This window comes from Pseudomonas sp. TAA207 (assembly GCF_001529285.1).
Classification (GTDB): domain Bacteria; phylum Pseudomonadota; class Gammaproteobacteria; order Pseudomonadales; family Pseudomonadaceae; genus Aquipseudomonas; species Aquipseudomonas weihenstephanensis.
On sequence record NZ_LLWJ01000065.1, the window covers coordinates 87,656 to 109,634 of the forward strand.

The 21,979-nt window shown below is 59.2% G+C and carries 17 protein-coding genes; 7 read left to right on the plus strand and 10 right to left on the minus strand.

What is annotated here, in order from left to right; translation table 11 throughout:
* Positions 1–159 precede the first annotated feature (159 nt).
* On the plus strand, positions 160–1,785 hold the full coding sequence (locus AP059_RS23240; protein WP_059765354.1) for a methyl-accepting chemotaxis protein: 1,626 nt from the start codon (positions 160–162) through the stop codon (positions 1,783–1,785).
* Positions 1,786–1,850: 65 nt separating this feature from the next.
* Here AP059_RS23240 and gbcB read toward each other — a convergent pair whose 3' ends face one another.
* On the minus strand, positions 1,851–2,951 hold the full coding sequence (gene gbcB / locus AP059_RS11510; protein WP_059765356.1) for a glycine-betaine demethylase subunit GbcB: 1,101 nt from the start codon (positions 2,949–2,951) through the stop codon (positions 1,851–1,853).
* A gap of 271 nt (positions 2,952–3,222) precedes the next feature.
* Here gbcB and gbcA point away from each other — a divergent pair, with 271 nt between their 5' ends.
* Positions 3,223–4,515 (plus strand): glycine-betaine demethylase subunit GbcA, encoded by a 1,293-nt coding sequence (gbcA, locus tag AP059_RS11515; RefSeq protein WP_059765358.1) that lies wholly within the window; start codon positions 3,223–3,225, stop codon positions 4,513–4,515.
* 448 nt (positions 4,516–4,963) lie between these two features.
* Here the strand turns inward: gbcA and etfB are convergent, their stop codons facing one another.
* From etfB to AP059_RS11545, 6 genes are all read right to left on the minus strand, one after another.
* On the minus strand, positions 4,964–5,734 hold the full coding sequence (gene etfB / locus AP059_RS11520) for an electron transfer flavoprotein subunit beta (RefSeq protein WP_059765360.1): 771 nt from the start codon (positions 5,732–5,734) through the stop codon (positions 4,964–4,966).
* A 73-nt stretch (positions 5,735–5,807) separates the two neighbouring features.
* Entirely contained in the window at positions 5,808–7,019 is a 1,212-nt protein-coding gene (gene etfA, locus AP059_RS11525; protein WP_059765362.1) for an electron transfer flavoprotein subunit alpha, read from the minus strand.
* The gene (dgcB, locus tag AP059_RS11530) at positions 7,016–8,959 is read right to left on the minus strand and encodes a dimethylglycine demethylation protein DgcB (protein WP_059765365.1); all 1,944 of its coding nucleotides are present in this window, start codon (positions 8,957–8,959) and stop codon (positions 7,016–7,018) included. The genes etfA and dgcB overlap by 4 nt, the downstream gene beginning before the upstream one ends.
* 34 nt (positions 8,960–8,993) lie before the next feature.
* On the minus strand, positions 8,994–11,054 hold the full coding sequence (gene dgcA, locus AP059_RS11535; protein ID WP_059765367.1) for a dimethylglycine demethylation protein DgcA: 2,061 nt from the start codon (positions 11,052–11,054) through the stop codon (positions 8,994–8,996).
* A 15-nt stretch (positions 11,055–11,069) separates the two neighbouring features.
* Positions 11,070–11,600: a DUF5943 domain-containing protein gene (locus AP059_RS11540; RefSeq protein ID WP_059766189.1), complete on the minus strand. Its 531-nt coding sequence runs from the start codon at positions 11,598–11,600 to the stop codon at positions 11,070–11,072.
* Positions 11,601–11,745: 145 nt separating this feature from the next.
* The gene (locus tag AP059_RS11545) at positions 11,746–12,723 is read right to left on the minus strand and encodes a dipeptidase (protein ID WP_059765369.1); all 978 of its coding nucleotides are present in this window, start codon (positions 12,721–12,723) and stop codon (positions 11,746–11,748) included.
* Between the two features lie 223 nt (positions 12,724–12,946).
* On the opposite strand from AP059_RS11545, the gene AP059_RS11550 reads away from it, so the two are divergent.
* Together AP059_RS11550 and AP059_RS11555 are read left to right on the plus strand one after the other, a co-directional pair.
* Positions 12,947–13,348, plus strand: a complete 402-nt coding sequence (locus AP059_RS11550) for a lysozyme inhibitor LprI family protein (protein WP_048364162.1) — start codon at positions 12,947–12,949, stop codon at positions 13,346–13,348.
* Positions 13,349–13,407: 59 nt separating this feature from the next.
* Positions 13,408–13,827, plus strand: a complete 420-nt coding sequence (locus AP059_RS11555; RefSeq protein WP_048402198.1) for a DUF3010 family protein — start codon at positions 13,408–13,410, stop codon at positions 13,825–13,827.
* Here AP059_RS11555 and AP059_RS11560 read toward each other — a convergent pair.
* Together AP059_RS11560 and AP059_RS11565 are read right to left on the minus strand one after the other, a co-directional pair.
* The gene (locus AP059_RS11560; protein WP_059765372.1) at positions 13,813–14,820 is read right to left on the minus strand and encodes a hypothetical protein; all 1,008 of its coding nucleotides are present in this window, start codon (positions 14,818–14,820) and stop codon (positions 13,813–13,815) included. The genes AP059_RS11555 and AP059_RS11560 overlap by 15 nt on opposite strands.
* 163 nt (positions 14,821–14,983) lie before the next feature.
* Positions 14,984–16,087 carry a GlxA family transcriptional regulator gene (locus tag AP059_RS11565; protein ID WP_059765374.1) on the minus strand — a complete coding sequence of 368 codons (1,104 nt, stop codon included), beginning with the start codon at positions 16,085–16,087 and terminating at the stop codon, positions 14,984–14,986.
* Between the two features lie 593 nt (positions 16,088–16,680).
* Between AP059_RS11565 and AP059_RS11570 the strand changes: the two genes are divergently transcribed.
* The 3 genes from AP059_RS11570 to choV all read left to right on the plus strand — a co-directional run bounded on the left by AP059_RS11570 (position 16,681) and on the right by choV (position 19,706).
* Entirely contained in the window at positions 16,681–17,628 is a 948-nt protein-coding gene (locus AP059_RS11570; protein ID WP_059765376.1) for a choline ABC transporter substrate-binding protein, read from the plus strand.
* A gap of 69 nt (positions 17,629–17,697) precedes the next feature.
* On the plus strand, positions 17,698–18,543 hold the full coding sequence (gene choW, locus AP059_RS11575) for a choline ABC transporter permease subunit (RefSeq protein ID WP_048364157.1): 846 nt from the start codon (positions 17,698–17,700) through the stop codon (positions 18,541–18,543).
* The gene (gene choV / locus AP059_RS11580) at positions 18,540–19,706 is read left to right on the plus strand and encodes a choline ABC transporter ATP-binding protein (protein ID WP_059765379.1); all 1,167 of its coding nucleotides are present in this window, start codon (positions 18,540–18,542) and stop codon (positions 19,704–19,706) included. The genes choW and choV overlap by 4 nt, the downstream gene beginning before the upstream one ends.
* A 151-nt stretch (positions 19,707–19,857) precedes the next feature.
* On the opposite strand, the gene AP059_RS11585 is transcribed toward choV, so the two are convergent.
* Positions 19,858–21,813, minus strand: coding sequence for a BCCT family transporter (locus AP059_RS11585; protein WP_256209831.1), 1,956 nt, complete (start codon positions 21,811–21,813; stop codon positions 19,858–19,860).
* Between the last annotated feature and the right edge of the window lie 166 nt (positions 21,814–21,979).

Sequence of the window (21,979 nt, forward strand, 5' to 3'; positions counted from 1 at the left end):
AGACTGTGCTTTGTGAACTAGGTTCCCGCCCCCGGTCGCCCAAGGCCTGTGTGCGACAAAATCGCACAGGGCATTCAAGACTTTAGTCTTATGACCGATAGGTCATATACACCCCGCATTGACGCCGCACGGATCGCGCCTCTCCCCCCAGGAAACATCATGTCTTTACGCAATATGAATATCGCCCCGCGCGCCTTTTTAGGGTTTGCGTTGATCGGCACACTGATGCTGATTCTGGGTGCAGGCGCACTCCTTCAAATGAGCCAAATCCGTTCTGCCGCCGAGGAGATCAGCACCAGCAGCGTGCCGAGCATTCAAAACCTGGACGAGTTCACTCAACTGGCCCTGCGCCTGCGGGTGTTGTCGTACCGCTTGCTGATTAACCGTGAGCCGGAAGTTCAGCAAAAAACCATGGAGTTGCTGGACCAGCGCAATCAGCAAATCCGCGCGGCCCAGAATGAGTACGAAAAGTACATCAGCGGTCCTGATGAACAGGCGGTATACGATCACTACCAAACGCTGATGAGCCAGTACCGCCAACTGGAAGACCGCATGCGCAGCTTGTCGCGCAACGGCGAAGTCGACAAATTGCGTGATTTGCTCAACACCGAGCTGTTGAACAACTCCGAAGCTATCAACAAAGAACTCAACGACCTGATGCGCATCAATGGTCAGCAGATCAGCGATGCCAATCAACACGCCAGCGACATGTACGCAGCGGCCATCAAACTGGTGGTGTTCCTGCTGCTCCTGGCCACCGCTCTGACCGTTCTGTGCGCGTTGCTGCTGACCCGCAGCATCACGCAACCTATCGCCCAGGCGCTGGAAGCCGCCGAAGCCATTGCTGAAGGCAACCTCACGCGTCCGATTAAAGTGGACGGCAGCGATGAAGCCGGGCGCTTGCTGCAAGCGATGGCCAAGATGCAAAGCAAGCTGCGCGACACTTTGCAGCGTATTTCGGGCTCAGCCACTCAACTGGCCTCGGCGGCGGAAGAGCTGAACTGCGTGACCGAAGAAAGCGCCAAAGGGCTGACCCAGCAAAACAACGAAATCGAACAGGCCGCCACCGCCGTCAACGAAATGACCAGCGCCGTGGAAGAAGTCGCGCGTAATGCCGTCAGCACCTCCGAAGCCTCGAAAAGTGCAACGGCGTCGGCCGGTGATGGTCGCGACCTGGTAATGGAAACCGTCAGCGCCATCGAACGCATGAGCGGCGATGTGCAAAGCACCGCCACCTTGATTGGTAACCTGGCGGCCGAGTCGCGGGACATCGGCAAAGTGCTGGATGTGATTCGCGGCCTGGCCGACCAAACCAACCTGCTGGCCCTGAACGCCGCCATCGAAGCCGCTCGCGCCGGTGAAGCGGGCCGTGGTTTTGCCGTGGTTGCTGACGAAGTACGCGCCCTGGCCCATCGTACTCAGCAGTCGACCAGCGAGATTGAACGCATGATCGGCAGCATTCAGGGCGGCACCGAACATGCCGTGGACTCGATGCGCAACAGCACTGAGCGCGCTGAATCGACGTTGAACATCGCCAAAGGCGCCGGGTTGGCGCTGGAGACCATCAACACCGCAATTGTGGAAATCAACGAACGCAACCTGGTGATCGCCAGCGCGGCCGAAGAGCAGGCGCAAGTGGCACGCGAAGTGGACCGCAACCTGGTCAACATCCGCGACTTGTCTGTGCAATCGGCGACCGGTGCCAGCCAGACCAGCTCCGCCAGCAATGAGCTGTCGCGTTTGGCCGTTGACCTGAACAGCATGGTTTCGCGGTTCAGCGTGTAAGGCCCAGCCCCTCAACCCAACTCTCTGCCATCGTGCGGGGGTTGGGGTGAGGGCAAACAGGCGCCCTAAAACTCAATCCGCACGTCGCCCTTGGGCACGCTGCAACACGACAAAATGTAGCCCTCTGCCACGTCCTCATCGGTTATCCCGCCGTTGTGCTCCATGTCCACCTCCCCGCCCAGCTTCAACACTTTGCAGGTCCCGCAGATGCCCATGCCGCAGGCTTTGGGAATCATCAGCCCCAGTTTGGCCGCCGCGGCATGCACGGTTTCTGCTGGCCCCACGCGAATGCTTTTGCCTGACGCGGTGAACTCCACCTGGTTCAAGTCCGCCACATCCAGCTGCGGCGCATCGGCGGCTTGTTCGGCTTGCTCCACGGCATCGGCCCGCACTTCAGGGGGTGTCGCGCCAAACGATTCTTCGTGGTAGCGGCTCATGTCGAAACCATTGGCTTGGAGCAGGCGCTTGACCGCGCTCATGTACGGCGTCGGCCCGCAACAAAACACCTCGCGCTCAAGAAAGTCGGGCGCCATCAGCTCCAGCATTTTGTGATTCAAATAGCCGCGATAGCCCGCCCACGGCTCGCCCAGCCCGTGCTTTTCGCAGATCAAGTGCAGGCTGAAGTTATCGATGCGTGAAGCCATGTGCTCCAGTTCACGGTGGTAAATGATGTCTTTGGGCGAGCGGGCACTGTGGATAAACACCATGTCGACATTGGCGTTGGTGTCGTAAAACCAGCGCGCCATCGACATCACGGGGGTAATGCCCACGCCGCCGCTGAGGTACAACACTTTGGGGCTGGGGGCGTCGATGGCATTGAACAGCCCGACCGGGCCGTGCACCGCCAGCTCCTGACCTTCGGCCAGGGTGTCATGCAACCAGTTCGACACGCGCCCGCCCGGCACGCGCTTGATGGTCACCGAAAAACTGTACGGCACCGAGGGCGCGCTGGAGATGGTGTACGAGCGCATCACTTGTTCGCCGTCGATCACAAGTTCCAGGGTCACAAACTGCCCCGGCTTGAAAAAGAACAGGATCGGCTGCTCGGCCATAAAGCAGAAGGTGCGCACGTCCCAGGTTTCCTGAATCACTTTCACGCAGCGAACGGTGTGACGACCGTTGGCCCACGTCTGGGTCGTGACCGGGTTCAGAAAGCTATTGGACATACGCTTCTCCACGGCCGACTGCCAGCCTCTTTTACTGGCGATTCTGCGCACGGGCCGGGGCGGGCATTTATCTATTCACGACATTCACATGCTTATCGCGACCAGCCCCTGAAAACAGGCGCTCAGGCGTCGGGAACAGATGGGGCCATGTCGCCCGCAGATATGGCCTCGCAGCACTTGGAACGCACACTCAGCGTCAATGGCTTTACCTTGCGTCGCACCCTTGATCAGCCACTTGAAGGCCGTACCCCATGGCCATGAGGACTACACGATGGACGTCACCGCAACCTTGAGCCTGGGCGATCCACTGGAACCTGCACGCAAGGCCACCGCCCAGATGTTGCAGAACCGCGAGCGCACCTTTTCGTTGCCACAGCCGTTCTACAACGACGAACGGCTGTTCGCCATCGACCTGCAGGAAATCTTCCAGAAGGAGTGGCTGATTGCAGGCATGACCTGCGAGATACCCACCAAGGGCAACTTCATGACCCTGCAAGTGGGCAACAACCCGATCATCGTGATTCGCGGGGCAGAGGGGCAGGTGCATGCGTTTCATAACGTATGTCGCCATCGCGGCTCGCGGCTGTGCACCACGGCCAAAGGCAAAGTCGCCAAACTGGTTTGCCATTACCACCAGTGGACCTATGAACTGGACGGGCGACTGTTGTTCGCGGGCACTGAAATGGGTGCAGGTTTCGACATGACGCAGTACGGCCTCAAACCGGTGAACGTTAAAACCGCCGGCGGCTACGTGTTTATCAGCCTGGCCGAGCACCCACCGGCCATCGACGAGTTCCTCGCCACGCTGAACCACTACATGGAACCCTACGACATGGAGAACACCAAGGTGGCGATCCAGACCACCCTGGTGGAGAAAGCCAATTGGAAACTGGTGCTGGAAAACAACCGCGAGTGCTACCACTGCAACGCCTCGCACCCCGAGCTGTTGAAAACGTTGCTGGAGTGGGATGACGTCACCGATCCGCGTGCCGATCAGGGGTTCAAGGACCACGTTGCCGCCAGCGCGGCGGCGTGGGACGCCGAAAAAATCCCTTACGCGCACGCCAGTTTCGGCCTGCGCAACCGCATCGTGCGCATGCCGCTGCTCAAGGGCACCGTGTCGATGACCCTGGATGGCAAACAGGGCTGTGCAAAACTCATGGGGCGGATCAAAAACCCGGACCTGGGTTCGATGCGCATCCTGCACCTGCCGCACTCGTGGAACCACTGCATGGGCGACCACATCATCGTCTTCACGGTGTGGCCGATCAGCGCGCAAGAAACGCTGGTGAGCACCAAATGGCTGGTGCACAAAGACGCGGTAGAAGGCGTGGATTACGACGTGGAGCGCATGCGCAAGGTATGGGACGCCACCAACGATCAAGACCGTCGACTGGCCGAAGAAAACCAGCGCGGCATCAACTCCAGCGCCTACCAGCCGGGTCCGTACTCCACCACCTATGAATTCGGCGTGGTCAATTTTGTGGATTGGTACAGCGAAAGGTTGCTCAACAATTTGGGGGCAGCGCCTGCGCCCTACCTCAAAGGGGTGATCGCGCAGTAGTGCGGACCTCGCCCTGACCGCCCTGATCATTTTTTAACCAAAACCGTACAGAGCACGCAGTGAGTGGCCCGCAGCCACTCACGAACACGTTATCCACAGGCACACCCACAGCAATTGTGGGGAAGTGGATAATTCATCCCTGAAACGTCAATTGGTTGTTTTTCATACAACCAAGCCAAAGCCACGTTCTACGTGGCCTACAGCTAACCGCGAACATGTTATCCACATATCCGCCAACAGAGAATGTGTGCAACTTATGCACTGGCCCTTCGTGCTGTGGAAAAGCGGCGCAAAGCACTGGATTTCAAGGCTTTAGTGACGCATCAGTGGATAACCACAGCATTTGATCGTTTTTTAGCCAAAAGCTTGAAAGGCCCGTTTTATATGGCGCTCAGCCGACAACGAACATGTTATCCACATAAGCGCTAACAGACTTTGTGGGCAACTCTCAGCGCAGCACACCCTCTTCAATCAGCAGGTTCAAAATGGCCTGTGCACTGTCTTCGGCGCTGATCCCTTGCAGCACCTGTCCTTGCCCGCCTGCCGCCTTGGCGGTAGCAGCTTTCATGCGCTCGGCGCCGCTTTTGGCTTTGATCACCTTAAGGCGCTTGGGCCTGGGTTTTGCCGGTTGCAAAACGGGCAATGTGGATAAGTCACCGTCCATTACGTCAACCGCCTGGACGTCGACCGATCCGCGAGTGGCCGGGCCATACGCGCTTTGCCGTGCCTTGGGGGCCGCGTTATCCACCGTGGCCATGAACGGCAGGCGCACACTCAGCCGACGACGCTGGCCACGGGGCAACGCTTGCAGCACATGGGCCATGCCGTTGTGCACAGATTCAATTTGCGCCACGCCCACCAGGAGCGGCCAGCCCAGTTGCTCGGCCAACAGATACGGGAGCATGCCCGAGCCTTCACCGGTTTCTGCCTGGCTACCGGTTAGCACCAGTTGCACGCCAGCTGCGCGCAGGTACTCGCGCAAAACCGGCAACGCATCGGCGCCAGCGGGCTGTTCAAGGACGTGAAGCTCGTCCACGCCCATGCCCAGATAGGCGCGCAAAGCCGGTTCCTGCGGGTCGCCTGCATGCAGCACATGCAGGTTATCCCCAGCCAGTTGCAGGCCCATTTCGACCGCCCGGGCATCTTGTTCAGCCCGCCGGGGGCGACCCGAGGCAGGGTGGACACCGATTGAAACCAATACCACGGTGGGAATGCTCATCCACTCTTCTCCCAATCAAAAGCCCCTCACCCCAACCCTCTCCCACCGGGATGGCGTTGGGGTGAGGGCGTCATTAAGCTGCATCACGTTTAACACCCCGGCGCCACTTATCCACAGCCGCAATCAAGGCTTCAAGAACCGCCGCACTGTCACCCACCACCGACAAGTCCGCACGCTTAACCATGTCGCAGGCCGGGTCGAGGTTGATCGCCACCACCTTGTCGCACGCAGCAATCCCTTGCAGGTGCTGGATCGCGCCACTGATACCGACCGCCACGTAAACCCGCGCCGTGACCCACGTACCACTGGCGCCCACCTGCCGCTCACGGCCCATAAAACCGTCGTCCACCGCCACACGCGAGGCGCCTTCTGTTGCGCCCAACGCGAGCGCCGCCCTGTGGAAAAGCCCCCAGTCTTTCACCCCGTTGCCGCCGCTGAGGATAAAAGGCGCTTCGGCCATCACAATCGCGGACGGGTCGACCTCGACAGCGCCCATGTCTTCAATCCGCGCCAGGCACACGGTAACGGCTGTGGATAACTCAACCGCTTGCACCTCATGCCGGGTTTCGCTCACAGGCTCGGCGCATTCGGCAGCGGCCAGAATCAGCCGGGGAAGGGCTTGCTCCACGTCGTGCAAGCCCGCACCCGCGCGCCCGATGCAGCGACCCTCGCGGATTTGCCACACCCGCGTGGCAGGCCGCTCGCCGACACGGGCGGCAAAACGCCGACCGCGCTCGGCACCCGCGTCCCGGCTGTCGGGGAACAACCAATGGCGCGGAGCAAATTGGTTATCCACAGCCCGTAGGGCCAGCATCTGGCGCTCCGGTGCATAACCGTGGTTGTCGAGCACCAACACGCGGTCAACCCCCGCCGTACTCAGCGTCGTGTCTTTGTGTTCACCCAACACCACCGCCAACACCGCGCCCTCGCTGCCTGCCAACTGGTGCGCCAACCCGAGCACATCACGGTCATGGCTGCTCAAACGACCGCCCACCATGTCCGGCACCACAGCGATGTAGAACGCAGGCGACGCCACCTGATGCAGCGGCAATTGCACCTCAGCGCGGGCTGTGCGCCCACGGGCGCCCCCTTGCTGCGCACCGCTGCGATCAATGCGTTTAAGGCCATTGGGGCCAATGAAACCGACACCGTGCACGTTTTTGCGCAGGACACCGCTCGGCCCCATCCAACGCTGCAAAACGGGCTGCGAAGCACCATGCAGTGGGTGCAGGCGGTTGCGGGCAATCCACTCGGCACGCGGATCGCGGCGGATCAAGTCACTCATGCGATCACCTCAGGCGCTGCTCTTTTCAACGGTTTGAGACGGTTGGGTGCGTCAATCAAGGCATCCGCCACCAGCTCCGCGAGGTCTTTGACCAACGGCCGGGGTTCAACCACACCTTCAAGCATGGCGGTGCATTGCGGGCATCCGACAGCCACCCGCTCAGCGCCGGTTTCGCGGATGTCAGCCATGCGCATATCAGGGATACGTTGCTTGCCGGGAATGTCGGTAATCGGCGCACCGCCACCGCCACCGCAACAACGGGAGCGCAACCCCGAGCGCTGCATCTCGATGACCTCAAGCCCCAGGGCGCGCAGCACCGACCGCGGCGCTTCATATTCGCCGTTGTAACGGCCCAGATAACACGGGTCGTGGTAGGTGACGCGGCCCCCGCTATCGGGCGCGAGGGTGAGTAATCCGGCCTCAATCAACTCGGCCATACAGGTGCTGTGATGCTGCACCCGGTAGTCACCACCAAAGGCTGGGTATTCGTTTTTCAACACATGCAAGCTGTGCGGGTCGCAGGTGACGATGCGTGTAAAGGTGTACTGCGCCAGCGTCTGAATGTTGCGCCTGGCCAGGGCCTGGAACGTTGCTTCATCACCCAGGCGTCGGGCCACATCGCCCGTGTCGCGCTCCTCCAGCCCCAACACGGCAAAATCGACCCCGGCCGCTTGCAGCACTTTGACAAAGGCGCGCAGGGTGCGTTGGTTGCGCATATCGAACGCGCCATCGCCGACCCAAAACAACACGTCCACCGACGGCTTGTCGCGCATCAGGTCCAGGTTCAGGTCGGCCGCCCAGTGCATGCGTCCACCGGGGGCGAAACCGCCGGGGTTGTCGGTGGCGATCAGGTTGTCCAGCACCTGCGCGCCGGTGTTGGGCGTCGCGCCTTTTTCCAACGTGAGGAAGCGGCGCATGTCGACGATGGCGTCAACGTGTTCAATCATCATCGGGCATTCTTCGACACAGGCACGGCAGGTGGTACAGGCCCATAACGTATCAGCGTCAACCAGGCCATTGACGATGGGTTGATGCGCGTTGCCGCCATGTGCGCCAAGCGGTTTGCCGGGGTAAGGGCTGCCAGCGAAGTGCGCATCGGTACCGCCTGCAAGCCCGACCACCATGTCCTGAATCAGTTTTTTCGGGTTTAACGGCTGGCCCGCCGCAAAGGCCGGGCACGCGGCTTCGCACTTGCCGCATTGCACGCAGGCGTCAAAGCCCAGCAGTTGGTTCCAGGTGAAGTCTTTGGGTTTTTCTACCCCCAGTGGCGCGCTGCGATCGCTCAGGTCCAGCGCTTTCAGACCGGTGCAACGCCCGCCGCCAAAGCGTTCGGGGCGGCGGTGCCAGGCCAGATGCAGCGCCCCTGCAAAGGCATGTTTCATGGGGCCGCCCCACGTCATGCCGAAAAACAACTCAGCCACCCCCCAGGCCACGCCAACGCTTAACAGCGTGGCCAGCAGCCAGCCGCCAGTACCTTGCGGTAGCAGGCCTGCCACGGGCAGGGTCAGCATGAAAAAACTGGCGGCAAACACCAACAGGCTTTTGGGCAGGCGCATCCACGGGCCTTTTGACAGGCGACTGGGCGGGTTCACACGGCGCATGAACACACACACGGCGCCGATAAACATCAGCAGCGTGGCGCACAGCAAGGCATAGCCAAGGAGGCGCTGATGCACCCCCAGCCCGTGAACCAGAATCGCCAACAGCGCGGCCAGGACAAAGCCGCCAGCGGTAGCGACATGGGTGTTGGCCATGTATTTATCGCGCGCGACGACGTGGTGCAGGTCGACCATGTAGCGGCGGGGCATGGCCAGCAGGCCGCCGAGCAGGTCAACCTTGGCAGGGCGGCCCTGGCGCCACAGGCGCAGGCGGCGAATGGCGCCGATGAAGGCCAGCCCCAGCGCGGCGAAGATCAGGACGGGAAGCAGAACGTTCAGCATGGATGGCTCCCGGCAACAATGGTTATGTGTGACCTCAAAAGTCCTTGCACAGCCGCAGCGCGTCATAGATCGCCGCGTGCACGTTGCGTTGCGCCACACAGTCACCGATGCGGAACAATAAATACCCATCCCCCGCCCCACTCAGGCATGGCTGTGGCTGGATCGCGAACAACGCTTCAACGTCGATCTGCCCTTTGTTGCGCGAGTCAGGCTTGAGCGCGTAATACAAGGCTTCGTCCGGGCGCACGCCGTTTTCCACCACCACCTGGTCCACCACGCGTTCTTCCTTGGCCCCAGTGTATTCGTTCTCCAACACCGCAATCAGCTTGTCGCCCTCGCGGTAGACCTTCTCCAGCATCATGTCGCCGGTCATGATCACGTCTTTGGGGTACAGGCTGCGGTAGTACGTGGGGAAAGACGTGCCGCCAATTGCCACGCCCGGCTTGGTGTCGTCGGTGACAATTTCGACCTGCGCGCCTTTGTCGGCCATGAAGTCCGCCACCGACATGCCGGTAAACTCGCAAATGGTGTCGTACACCAGCACGTTTTTACCGGGCGCAACCTTGCCGTCGAGCACGTCCCAACTGCTGACCACCAACCCCTGCGCTGCGCCCCAGTGTTCGTTCTGTTCGATATAGGCATGCCCGCCCACTGCCAGCACCACGATGTCAGGCCGCAAGTCGAGAATCGTGGCCGTATCGGCCGCCACGCCCACACGTAAATCAACCTTCAGGCGCGCCAGCTCCAACTGAAACCAGCGGGTGATACCGGCCATCTGGTCACGCTGCGGGGCTTTGGCTGCCAGGCTGATTTGCCCGCCAATGGCCTCACGCTTCTCGAACAGGGTCACGTCATGCCCGCGCTCGGCCGCCACTCGCGCCGCTTCCATGCCTGCCGGGCCTGCGCCCACGACCACCACTTTGCGCGTTGGCCCAATGGACTTCTGAATCAGGTGCGGCACCCCCATGTATTCGCGCGAGGTGGCAGCGTTTTGGATGCACAACACGTCCAGCCCCTGATATTGACGGTCGATGCAGTAATTGGCGCCCACGCATTGTTTGATCTGATCGACCTGGCCCATTTTGATTTTCGCGATCAAATGCGGGTCGGCAATGTGCGCGCGGGTCATGCCCACCATGTCCACGTACCCGCCCTCAAGAATGCGCGTGGCTTGCGTCGGGTCTTTGATGTTTTGCGCGTGCAACACCGGCGCCTTGACCACTTCTTTAATACCGGCTGCCAAGTGCAGAAACGGCTCCGGCGGGTAGCTCATGTTCGGGATCACGTTGGCCAGTGTGTTATGCGTGTCGCACCCCGAGCCAACCACGCCAATGAAGTCGAGCATGCCGGTGTCGTCGTAGTACTTGGCAATCTGCTTCATGTCTTCGTGGCTCAAGCCATCGGGGTGAAATTCGTCACCACACAGGCGAATGCCCACGCAGAAGTCCGGGCCGACCTGCGCGCGCACCGCTTTAAGCACTTCGAGGCCAAAACGCATGCGGTTTTCAAAACTGCCGCCCCACTCATCCGTGCGCTTGTTAACCCGTGGGCTCCAGAACTGGTCGATCATGTGCTGATGCACTGCCGACAGTTCCACCCCGTCCAGCCCCCCCGCCTTGGCCCGGCCTGCGGCACTGGCGTAGTTGCCGATGATGCGCCAGATCTCTTCAGGCTCGATGGTTTTGCAGGTGGCGCGGTGCACCGGCTCGCGTACGCCCGAGGGCGACATCAAGGTGGGCCAGTTGAACCCGTCCCAACGTGAGCGACGCCCCATGTGGGTAATTTGGATCATGATTTTGGCGCCGTGCTTGTGCATCGCATCGGCCAGGTTCTGAAAGTGCGGGATGATGCGGTCGGTGCTGAGGTTGACCGAACTCCACCACTCTTGCGGGCTGTCGATGGCCACCACTGATGAGCCGCCACAGATGGCCAGGCCAATGCCGCCTTTGGCCTTTTCTTCGTAATACCGCACGTAGCGCTCGGTGGTCATGCCACCGTCGGTGGCGTACACCTCGGCGTGGGCCGTGCTGAGCACACGGTTGCGGATGGTCAACTTGCCGATTTGAATCGGCTCAAACATCGCTTCGAACGCCATATCCCGCTCCTCGTTTTACAACGGCTTGACGCTAAACAGGCCGTGCTCGTGGCCCTCTTCCGATGCGCTGTACACCTGCTGCGCCACGGTGCGGATTTGACTGCCGCGCGCGCTCAAAATCTGATCGATGGCCCCCGCGAACCAGCCAGTGAACATGTAGTCGACCTTGCGCCCGACCTTGCCGTACACGTAGACAAAACAGGAGTGTTCGAGCTTGACCGTGGCCGTACCGGCGTCCAGGTCAATGTCCTGAATGTGAAACAGGCCCCAGCCACGTTGCGACAGGCGTTTCATGTAGTGCTCAAACACCGCGCCCCCTTCAAGACCGTGGCACTCGGCTTCTTTTTCGCACCAGTGCCAGGCCGATTTGTAGCCCGCTTTGTAGAGGATGTCGGCGTAGGCCTGCGCGCCGATTACGGCTTCAATGCCCATGTGGTTATTAACGAAAAAATGCCGCGGCACATACAGCATCGGCAACGCGTCAGAGGTCCAGACGCCGGTTTCACTGTCGACTTCGATGGGCAATTGCGGGGCGATTTTTGCCATTGGGCATACCTCTAAAAAATAAGTCACTGCGTAGTCGCTGCCGAAGGCTGCGAAGGTCTGAGAAACGCTCGCTTGCTCGAAGGCCATCCGATCCCTGTCGCAGCCTTCGCCAGCGACTACAAGCTCAATGCTGCGGGCCGTGCCGCTACTCGCCCCACACCTCTTTGAGCACGTTGACCCAGTTTTCACCCATGATTTTGCGCACCACGCGTTCGCTGTGGCCGCGTTTGAGCAGCGTTTCAGTGAGGTTGGGGAACTCACCCACGGTGCGAATGCCCAGCGGGTTGATGATCGTGCCGAAACGGGTCAGACGCCGGGCATAGCCTTTGTCGTGGGTCAGCATGTCGAAAAACGCCTGATCGTGGCCCTGGGTGAAGTCGGTGCCAATGCCGATGGCGTCTTCGCCCACCAGGTTCATGGTGTATTCGATGGCCTCGGCGTAGTCGTCAATGGTGGCGTCAATGCCTTTGGCCAGAAACGGCGCGAACATGGTCACGCCCACAAAACCGCCATGCTCGGCGATGAATCTAAGCTCGGCGTCGGATTTATTGCGCGGGTGCTCTTTGAGGCCCGAGGGCAAACAGTGCGAATAACAGACCGGTTTTTTCGACGTCAAAATGACTTCTTCGGAGGTTTTAGCGCCTACGTGCGACAGGTCGCACATGATCCCCACACGGTTCATTTCAGCCACTACTTCGTGGCCAAACCCCGACAACCCGCCATCACGCTCGTAACAGCCGGTGCCCACCAGGTTTTGCGTGTTGTAGCACAGCTGCACCACCCCCACGCCAAGCTGCTTGAAGATGTCGATGTAGCCCAACTGGTCCTCGAATGCATGGGCATTTTGAAAGCCCAGGATGATCCCCGTCTTGCCCTGCTCCTTGGCGCGGCGAATGTCTGCCGTGGTCTTGACCGGGAGCACCAGGTCACTGTTTTCACGCATCAGGGTTTGGCTGGCGACGATGTTATTGATGGTGGCCTGGAACCCCTCCCACACCGACACTGTGCAGTTGGCCGCCGTGAGGCCGCCCTTGCGCATGTCTTCGAACAGTTCACGGTTCCATTTGGCAATGATCAGCCCGTCGATAACGATGCTGTCGGCGTGCAACTCGGCTGGGCTCATCAGGCGTCCCCTTATGGCGAATGCTGCGCCGAATCGTCTGCCGGCGCTTTGGGCCAGCATAGGCTTGGGGTTAAAAGCAGCCGGGTGCAAAAGCGACAGCGCGATTGCAGAAAGCGTCAAGCACGGTCAAAGCGCTCAGCAGGTAGGAAATTGGCCGATGTTGCGTGGCTTTTGATGCACGCTTAAGCCAGAATCCGTCCCAACTCTGGATTAGGAAGCCGCAATGAAATCGATTCTCCTGGCCTTGGCGTTGATCACAAGCGGCGCATACGCGGCCGATGATGCCGACTTCAACCCGTGTGATGCCGTCGAAAACGACCAGCAAACCCTCGCGTGTTCGGTGTACAGCCGCAACGCTGCCGAGCAGTTGTTGACTGAAAACTACGAAGCCTTGCAAGCGCGCATGACCTCGCTGTACGGCAGCAACGCGACCCAGCTCAACAACATCACCAGCAAAATCAAAACCGCCCAGTCGCTGTGGTTGCACCAGCGGGATGCCGATTGCTCGGTGGTGGTCTTCCCGGCCACGGCGGGGACAGAGGCGTTCAACATTGCGCAAAACGACTGCATTGCTGCCGTGAGCGATGACCGGTCGGAGTTTTTAGAGTCGATCGGGCAGCAATAAGGTTCGCAGGCGCACTTCATTTACGCAGCATCAGCGCACTAATGACGGATTGGGGATTTATGACTATTTGCGGTATCGACATTAAAGGCAGCGAAGCCATCTTCGCCTTGGCCCGTCAAGGCCAGGCCGGCCTTGAGCACGTCACCATCAGCACCAAAAAAATCGCCCTCGACGACGATGAAGACGCCGCGAACGTCAAAGCCTTCGCCGCTCAGGTGGCAGCATTTGTCGCGGCCAATGGCATCACTCGCATCGCCATTAAAAAGCGCAGCAAAAAAGGCGAGTTCGCCGGTGGCCCCACCACCTTCAAGATCGAGGGCATCCTGCAACTGCTCGATGAATGCGAGGTGCAGTTGCTGTCACCGCAAACCCTGACTGCGCAATTCAAGAAACATGCATTCGAGCTGCCGGCGTCGTTGAACAAGTATCAACATGACGCTTATAAAGCCGCGTGTGCGGCCTTGCTAAAGAAGGGCTGAATGTGCCGAGGGCAATGCGCACGCCTGGCGCTCGAACGCTGGGGGAATAGTCAGGTCTTGTTCAAAGAACGCCTGCACGCTGTCGATGCTCACCGGGTGAGGATCAATCAACACAACATTCTGGCTGGAGCCAATAAAGACCACCGCATCGGCAGAAGGAATGTTGGCGCACAGATGCCGGTTATTAAAGTCCAGAATATGCGCCAATTTGTACGCGACTTCTGGCAAGCGCTCGTCACTCAGACGAGTGCCTCCCCACCCCCAATAAAACCCCATGACCAAAATCGAAAAAATAAAAAAGACTGCCGAACTCACCAAAGGCCCGGTCGGGATATCTCCTTTGGCGAACGCCTTGAGCCACACCGCGATGATGAGGACGTGGACCAACGCCAGCAAACCAATCAAGAAAACGAACGGAGACAGGTATTTGAAAAATATAAACCCGGTCATGAACGTCAAACTCAGCGGTAATGCGGTTGAATCAACCCCGAAAACGCCATTGATAACCCCGGCGGCCTTGCCTGTAGAAAAAACCAGCAACGCTGAGGCACCGATAGACACTATGAGTTTGGTGAAGCCATACCCCCACAGCACTTTGAAAAAGGCCATTCGCTCGATCTGAATCATTAGAAAAATGAATGCCAGCAGGGTGCCCGTCAATTTGAAAGAAAAGCGTTTTTTATCCAGCCAAGCCCAGCCGCTGGCCTCTTGATTACCGAGAACAATCAGGGCTAAAGCAGCAACCCCCAATAGAACCAGCGCCCGCCAAAACTCCACCTCTTTTTCCTCTACCTCATCCCGTGTCTTGTTCTTGGCGCCTCGCAGGTGCTCGACGATTTCAAGGACATAGGCTTTAAGGGTTTTTTGCATGACGGCAGAATCTTTCTCAGCGCCGCTGGCTAGCTCTTCATACAACGCCTCGACATGCTCCTTGGTATCGCCCGGTTTTTTGAACTGGTACTTGCGCTCGTGGCCTGATTTTTCTGAGAACACACTAATATCCTTATTTGGCGGACCCGATGTTTAGCATCCATCGACACATCACCGCTAGCCACCGCCGTGTAGGCGCGAGCTGGACTGCGGTGGCTTTATACGAGGGTCGGATGCTACAGGTGCCTGCACGCGAACAGGCTCGCGCCCACACAATCGTGCCGAGTCACACCCTCACGCTGGCAAACGTTGACTCGTTGCGTGCCTGGTTCAACGCTGACATCGGCCCCGCAAGCGGACTTAACAGCACTGATTGCGCGATTGGCGCCAGGCGGGTGTGTTGCGCAGTGTTGGAACCCACGCGCTCGTCGCGTGGCGGTATGCCGAAATACTCGCGGTAGCATTTTGAGAAGTGGGGGGTGGACACGAACCCGCACACCGCCGCCACTTCTATAATCGACATCGGCGTTTGCTTGAGCAGTTGCCGCGCTCGCACCAGCCGCAGCTTGAGGTAGTAGCGCGACGGCGAACAGTGCAGGTATTTCTGGAACAGCCGCTCCAGCTGACGGCGCGACACGGTGACGTACACCGCCAGCTCATCGAGGTCGATGGGTTCCTCGAGGTTGGCCTCCATCAGCGCCACGATTTCCTGCAACTTGGGCTGGTTGGTGCCGAGCATGTGCTTAAGCGGCACGCGCTGATGGTCTTGCTCGTTACGAATGCGCTCATACACAAACATTTCTGAAATGGCTGCCGACAACTCGCGGCCATGATCGCGGCTGATCAGGTGCAGCATCATGTCCAGCGGGGCTGTGCCGCCCGAGCTGGTGAAGCGGCAGCGATCAAGGGTGAATAAACGCGTGCTCATCGACACCCGCGGAAAGGCTTCCTGCATCGACGCCAGGCACTCCCAGTGCACGCTGCAATCAAAGCCGTCGAGCAAACCTGCGTATGCCAGCGCCCAACTGCCGGTGCATACCGCGCCCAAACGCCGGGATTGGCGCGCCTGCGTTTGCAGCCACGACACATGCTCGCGGGTGACGGTGCGTTGAATGCCGATGCCGCCACACACCATCACCATGTCCAGCGCCGGGGCCTTATGCATGCTGGCGTCGGGGGTCACTTGCAAGCCGTCACTGGCCCACACCTGGCTGCCATCTGCACTGAGGGTGCTCCAGCGGTACAACTCGCGGCCGGACAATTGATTGGCCATGCGCAAGGGTTCTATCGCGGAAGCCAGGGAAATGAGCGTGAAATTATCCAGCAGCAAAAAGCCGATGGATTGAGGCGCACGGTTCTGGGGTTGGGCCCCGGAGTTGAACGACGTCATCGCGGTATCTCCTCATACAATGCTGAGAATGGCCCAGGCGCAGGCTCTTGTTATTGCCCGCTTGGCTGGGGGCTTTAAGATCACAACGCAAATGCCATGCCCAAACTTGAATGGCCATTCAATAAATCCTGAAAACGACGTCGCAAAGTGTCTGGGCGGGTCATGGCAAAACCCTGTTCAAAGACCCTTTAAACAGGCCGTTGGCGAGTCGCCAGGCACTGTTGAGCAAATAGGTAGCACTTGTGGGAAGCGTGTAGGAGCGAAGGCAAGATGAAGTGTCACGAAAGGCACAAATGCGCCAAACAGGGTCGGCGTGCGCTTAAAAAGTGCTGGGGTTAAAGACGGTTCAGACCCATCAAAAACCGGCTATCGACCCAGAAAATCTCCAGATACGACCTCTCCGGCATCAGATACGACCCTCCCTGTACTGGATGCGACGCCCCCTGTAGGCGTTTGATTTTGACTGTTACATGATCGGTCTCGACTCGATTGCAAGATGCTCGGTCAGCCCGTCGGCCCGGCATCGTCCAACCGCCACTGATACGTACGGTTTTACCCGCCAAAACCGCCCACCGAACTCCAGGAGTCGCCCCATGAGACATTCCCGATCAGTGTTGTTGGCTGCCCTGCTGAGTCTGCCGGTCATCACCCAGGCAGCCGAACCCGCGCAATGCGCCACGGTTAATTTTTCGGATGTCGGCTGGACCGACATCACCGTGACCACCGCCGTGGCCAGCACCCTGCTGGACGCCCTGGGTTACAAAACCAAAACCACGATGATTTCCGTACCGGTCACCTACAAGTCGCTGGCCGATGGCAAGAACATGGACGTGTTTCTGGGCAACTGGATGCCGACCATGGAAAACGACATCAAGCCTTACCGTGACGCTGGCACCGTCGACACCGTGCGCGCGAATCTGGAGAACGCCAAATACACCCTCGCCGTGCCCGAAGCCCTCTATAACAAGGGTTTGAAAGACTTTGCCGACCTGCCCAAATTCAAACAGGAACTGGACGGCAAAATCTACGGCATTGAGCCGGGCAACGATGGCAATCGCATGATCCAGACCATGATCGACAAGAACGCATTCGGCTTGAAAGACGCGGGCTTCAAAGTGGTGGAGTCCAGTGAGGCCGGGATGCTGTCGCAAGTGGAGCGCGCCCAGCGGCGTGGCACTGACGTGGTGTTTCTGGGCTGGGAGCCACACCCGATGAACACGCGTTTCAAGATGAAATACCTCACTGGCGGCGATGACTTCTTTGGTCCCAACTACGGGCAAGCCACCATCTACACCAACACCCGCAAAGGCTACGTCGAGCAATGCAGCAACGTGGGCCAGCTCCTGAAAAACCTGGTGTTCAGCCTGGACATGGAAAGCAGCCTGATGGGCGAGGTGCTGGACAAAAAAATCAAACCCGACGTTGCGGCCAAAGCCTGGCTTAAACAACACCCGCAGGTACTCGACACATGGCTGGCTGGCGTGACGACGATTGACGGCAAACCGGGTCTGGAGGCCGTGAAAGCCAGCCTCGCGCAGTAATTGCGGGCGCCGTACGGCCCCCCCCGTGCGGCTCCGTTTCACTCCCCCTGCATGCGGATGTTCACTACCATGCTGATCGATCAAAAAATCCCTTTAGGCCAGTACATTGCAGGCTTCGTTGAATGGCTGACGCAACACGGCGCCAGCACGTTCGATGCCATTGCAATGACGCTGGAAACGATGATCCACGGCGTGACGTTTGCGCTGACCTGGTTCAACCCCTTTGTGTTTATCGGCTTGATCGCCCTGCTCGCCCACGCCATTCAACGCAAATGGGGGCTGACGGTGTTTGTGGCGTTTTCTTTTCTGCTGATTTTGAACCTGGGTTATTGGCAAGAAACCATGGAGACCCTGGCTCAGGTGCTGTTTGCCACCTTTGTGTGCGTGATCATTGGCGTGCCGCTGGGGATACTCGCGGCGCACAAACCGATGTTCTACACCTTCATGCGCCCGGTGCTGGACCTGATGCAGACCGTGCCAACCTTCGTTTACCTGATCCCCACCTTGACCCTGTTCGGGCTGGGGGTGGTACCGGGGCTTATTTCAACCGTAGTGTTCGCCATTGCGGCGCCCATTCGTCTGACGTATTTGGGCATCCGTGACGTACCGCACGAGCTGCTCGACGCAGGCAAAGCCTTTGGCTGCTCGCGGCGTCAGTTGCTCACGCGCATCGAACTGCCCCACGCCATGCCCAGCATCGCGGCGGGCATCACGCAGTGCATCATGTTGTCGTTGTCGATGGTGGTGATCGCCGCTCTGGTCGGCGCCGATGGCTTGGGCAAACCGGTGGTCAACGCGCTCAACACCGCCGACATCGCCCTGGGCTTTGAAGCCGGGCTGGCGATTGTGTTGTTGGCCATCATGCTCGACCGGATCTGCAAGCAGCCGGACGCCAAGAAAGGAGCTGACGCATGAGCATTATCCGTTTCGATAACGTCGACGTGATTTTTGCCAAAGACCCGCGCGCGGCCCTTGCCCTGTTGGACCAAGGCATGAGCCGCGATCAGATCCTGAAAAAAACCGGGCAGATTGTGGGCGTTGAAAAGGCCAGCCTGGACATCGACAAAGGCGAAATCTGCGTATTGATGGGGTTGTCCGGCTCGGGCAAGTCCAGTTTGCTGCGCTGCATCAACGGCCTGAACACGGTGAGCCGTGGCCATCTGTACGTGGAGCATGAAGGCAAGCAGATCGACATCGCTGCGTGCACGGCGGCCGAGCTGAAAATGATGCGCACCCGGCGCATCGCTATGGTGTTTCAAAAATTCGCCTTGATGCCGTGGCTGACCGTGCGCGAAAACATCAGCTTCGGCCTCGAGATGCAGGGCCGCCCCGAAAAGGAGCGGCGTACGCTGGTGGACGAAAAACTGGAACTGGTGGGGCTGACCCAATGGCGCAACAAAAAGCCCGATGAGCTGAGCGGTGGCATGCAGCAGCGTGTTGGGCTGGCGCGGGCATTGGCGATGGACGCCGATATTTTGCTGATGGATGAACCGTTCTCGGCCCTCGACCCGCTGATCCGTCAGGGCTTGCAAGACGAACTGCTGGCGCTGCAACGCAAGCTGAACAAGACCATTGTGTTCGTCAGCCATGACCTGGATGAAGCGCTGAAACTGGGCAGCCGCATCGCGATCATGAAGGACGGGCGCATTGTTCAATACAGCAAGCCGGAAGACATCGTGCTCAACCCGGCCGATGACTATGTGCGCACCTTCGTCGCGCACACCAACCCGCTGAACGTGCTGTGCGGGCGCAGCCTGATGCGTCCGTTAGGCAACTGCAAACGGGTGAGTGGTTCGGTGTGCATTGATCCTGGGGATGACTCCTGGATTGATCTGGCAGAAGGCAACACCGTGCACGCGGCACAACAGACTGACTTGCAGAGCTGGACGCCGGGGCAAGCGGTAGAAAGCCTGGGCCGCAGGCCTACGTTGGTGGATGCAGGGATCGGGATGCGCGATGCCTTGCAGATTCGCTACCAGACCGGCAACAAACTGGTGCTGCACGACAATCAGCAGGTGGTAGGCATTTTGGGAGATACAGAGCTGTATCACGCGTTATTGGGCAAAAATCTGGGTTGAAGCTGTGGCTGACGGGGCACGAAAGCTGCGGTTGAGGGCGCGGCCCCGTAGACCTGCCCCCCTGATTCACGACGGCTATGCCGTCGATCGCAGTCCTCGCTCCTCGTCAGCGACATGAGCAGGGCTTGCATCACCCTGCTCTGAGCGTGCCTCAGCTATAAACCCGGCCAAGGAGTTGGCGATGGCTTTCAAACTGATCGAGCACGTCACGGGTGATTTGCTCATCCGTGAAGCCCATCAAGTCGTACTCTTGGCTGCCGTTGTGCAAGTACACTTCGGCACGGTAGTAACGACTGCGCACTTCTTCATCCGTCGCGGCGTCTTGCGTCGACTCGCTTGGCGCGGCCAGGTAACCGTCCAGGCTGACTTCGTAAACGAACGGGTTGCCCTCGTCCATTTCCACCCGCACACCCATGCAACGTTTGGCCTTGCCCAGCAGGGTCTGCACGCTCATGCCCTGGCTGCGCAGTTGCACGGCCGCTTCTTCCAGTGCAGGTGTGACGTGTTTGTCCATGAAGCGCTGCACCACCGCCTGGGTCGGTTGCAACTCCTGGGCGGTCAAACGCTCGCTGAAGAAACCACGACGACCACGCGCCGCCAACTCCGCTTGCTCCAGCTCCATTTGGGTGTCCTGACGCATTGCTTTGTGCAGGCCAAACATAAACAGAACCAGCACCACCGAGAACGGCAGCCCCGCCAACACCACCATGGTTTGCATCGCCGCAAAGTTACCGGCAAACAGCAGACCAATGGTCACCAGCGTGATCACGACCGACCAGAAGATACGCAACCAGTGCGGGGCATCTTCGTCCACATCACCGCCTTTGCACGACAGGTTGGCCATCATCACCGCGCCAGAATCCGCAGGGGTCAGGAACAACACAAAACCGACAAAGATCGACACGCCAATCACGATTTTCGACGCCGGGTAATGCTCAAGCAGTTGGTAGATCGCCATCGACGGCTGTTCCAGCGCCGTCTTGCCCAGTTCTACCGCACCGTGGTTAACCACCAGATCCAGTGCCGAGTTACCGAAGATCGACAACCAGGCCAAGGTAAAGCCCAGCGGGATCAGCAACACCCCAGCCACCAGCTCACGCACGGTACGGCCACGGGAAATACGCGCAATGAACATGCCTACGAATGGGGCCCAGGAAATCCACCACGCCCAGTAGAACAGGGTCCACAGGCCCAACCAGCCTTCGGTTTTTTTGGTGTCGCCTTCGTACACGTACAGGTCGAAGGTTTTCATGACGATACCGTTGAGGTAATCGCCGGTGTTCTGCACAAAGCCGTTGAGCAGGTGCAAGGTGGGGCCAAACAACAACACGAAAATCAGCAAGCCACTGAACAGCACGATGTTCAAGTTGGACAGGCGACGGATGCCGTTTTCAACGCCCGAAACGGCAGCGATGGTGGCCACGGTGCTCATCACGATGATGACGATCAGCAAATTGGTATTGCTGTGTTCCATACCGAACAGGTTTTCCAGCCCGGACGACACTTGCATCGAGCCAATCCCCAGGTTGGTCACCAGGCCGAGCAGGGTCACGAACATGCCGAAACCATCCACCGCATGGCCCGCAGCGCCTTTCACCCAACGCTCGCCCATCAAGGGGTACAACGCCGAACGCAGCGCCAGCGGCTGGTTATGACGGTAGGCAAAATAGGCCACGGCCAAACCGACCAGTGCGTAAATCGCCCAGCCGTGCAGGCCCCAATGCAGGAACGTCAGTTGCAGCGCCTGACGCGCGGCTTCATGGCTGCCCGACACGCCTTCTGGCGGGTTGAAGTAGTGGTCCAGCGGCTCGGACGCGCCGAAGTACAGCAACGAGATGCCGATACCCGACGAGAACAGCATCCCGGCCCACGCGCCATAGCTGAAGTCCGGGGTGTCTTGCTTGGTCCCCAGTTTCAGTTTGCCGTACGAAGAAAACGCCAGACCGACCACAAAGATCAGGTAAGCGGCAATCACCACCATGTAGTACCAGCCAAAGGAGCGCGACAGCCACTCTTGGGCAATGCCCAGCAGGCGGCCGGCTTCTTCTGGCGCGGCAATCAAAATGGCAGTCAACAACAAGATCAAGGCAGTGGAGGTGTAAAACACCCAACCGTTGACCGTCACCTTTTGCGGTGGGGTCTTTATAAGAGAAGCAGAACTCATTGCACGGATGCTCCAGGCAGCGCGAGAGAAGAACTTGATGCAAAGCAACACCCGACCAAACGCTTAGATAGCGACCAACGGTCGAGTGATATAAAGGCACCGCAAAAAA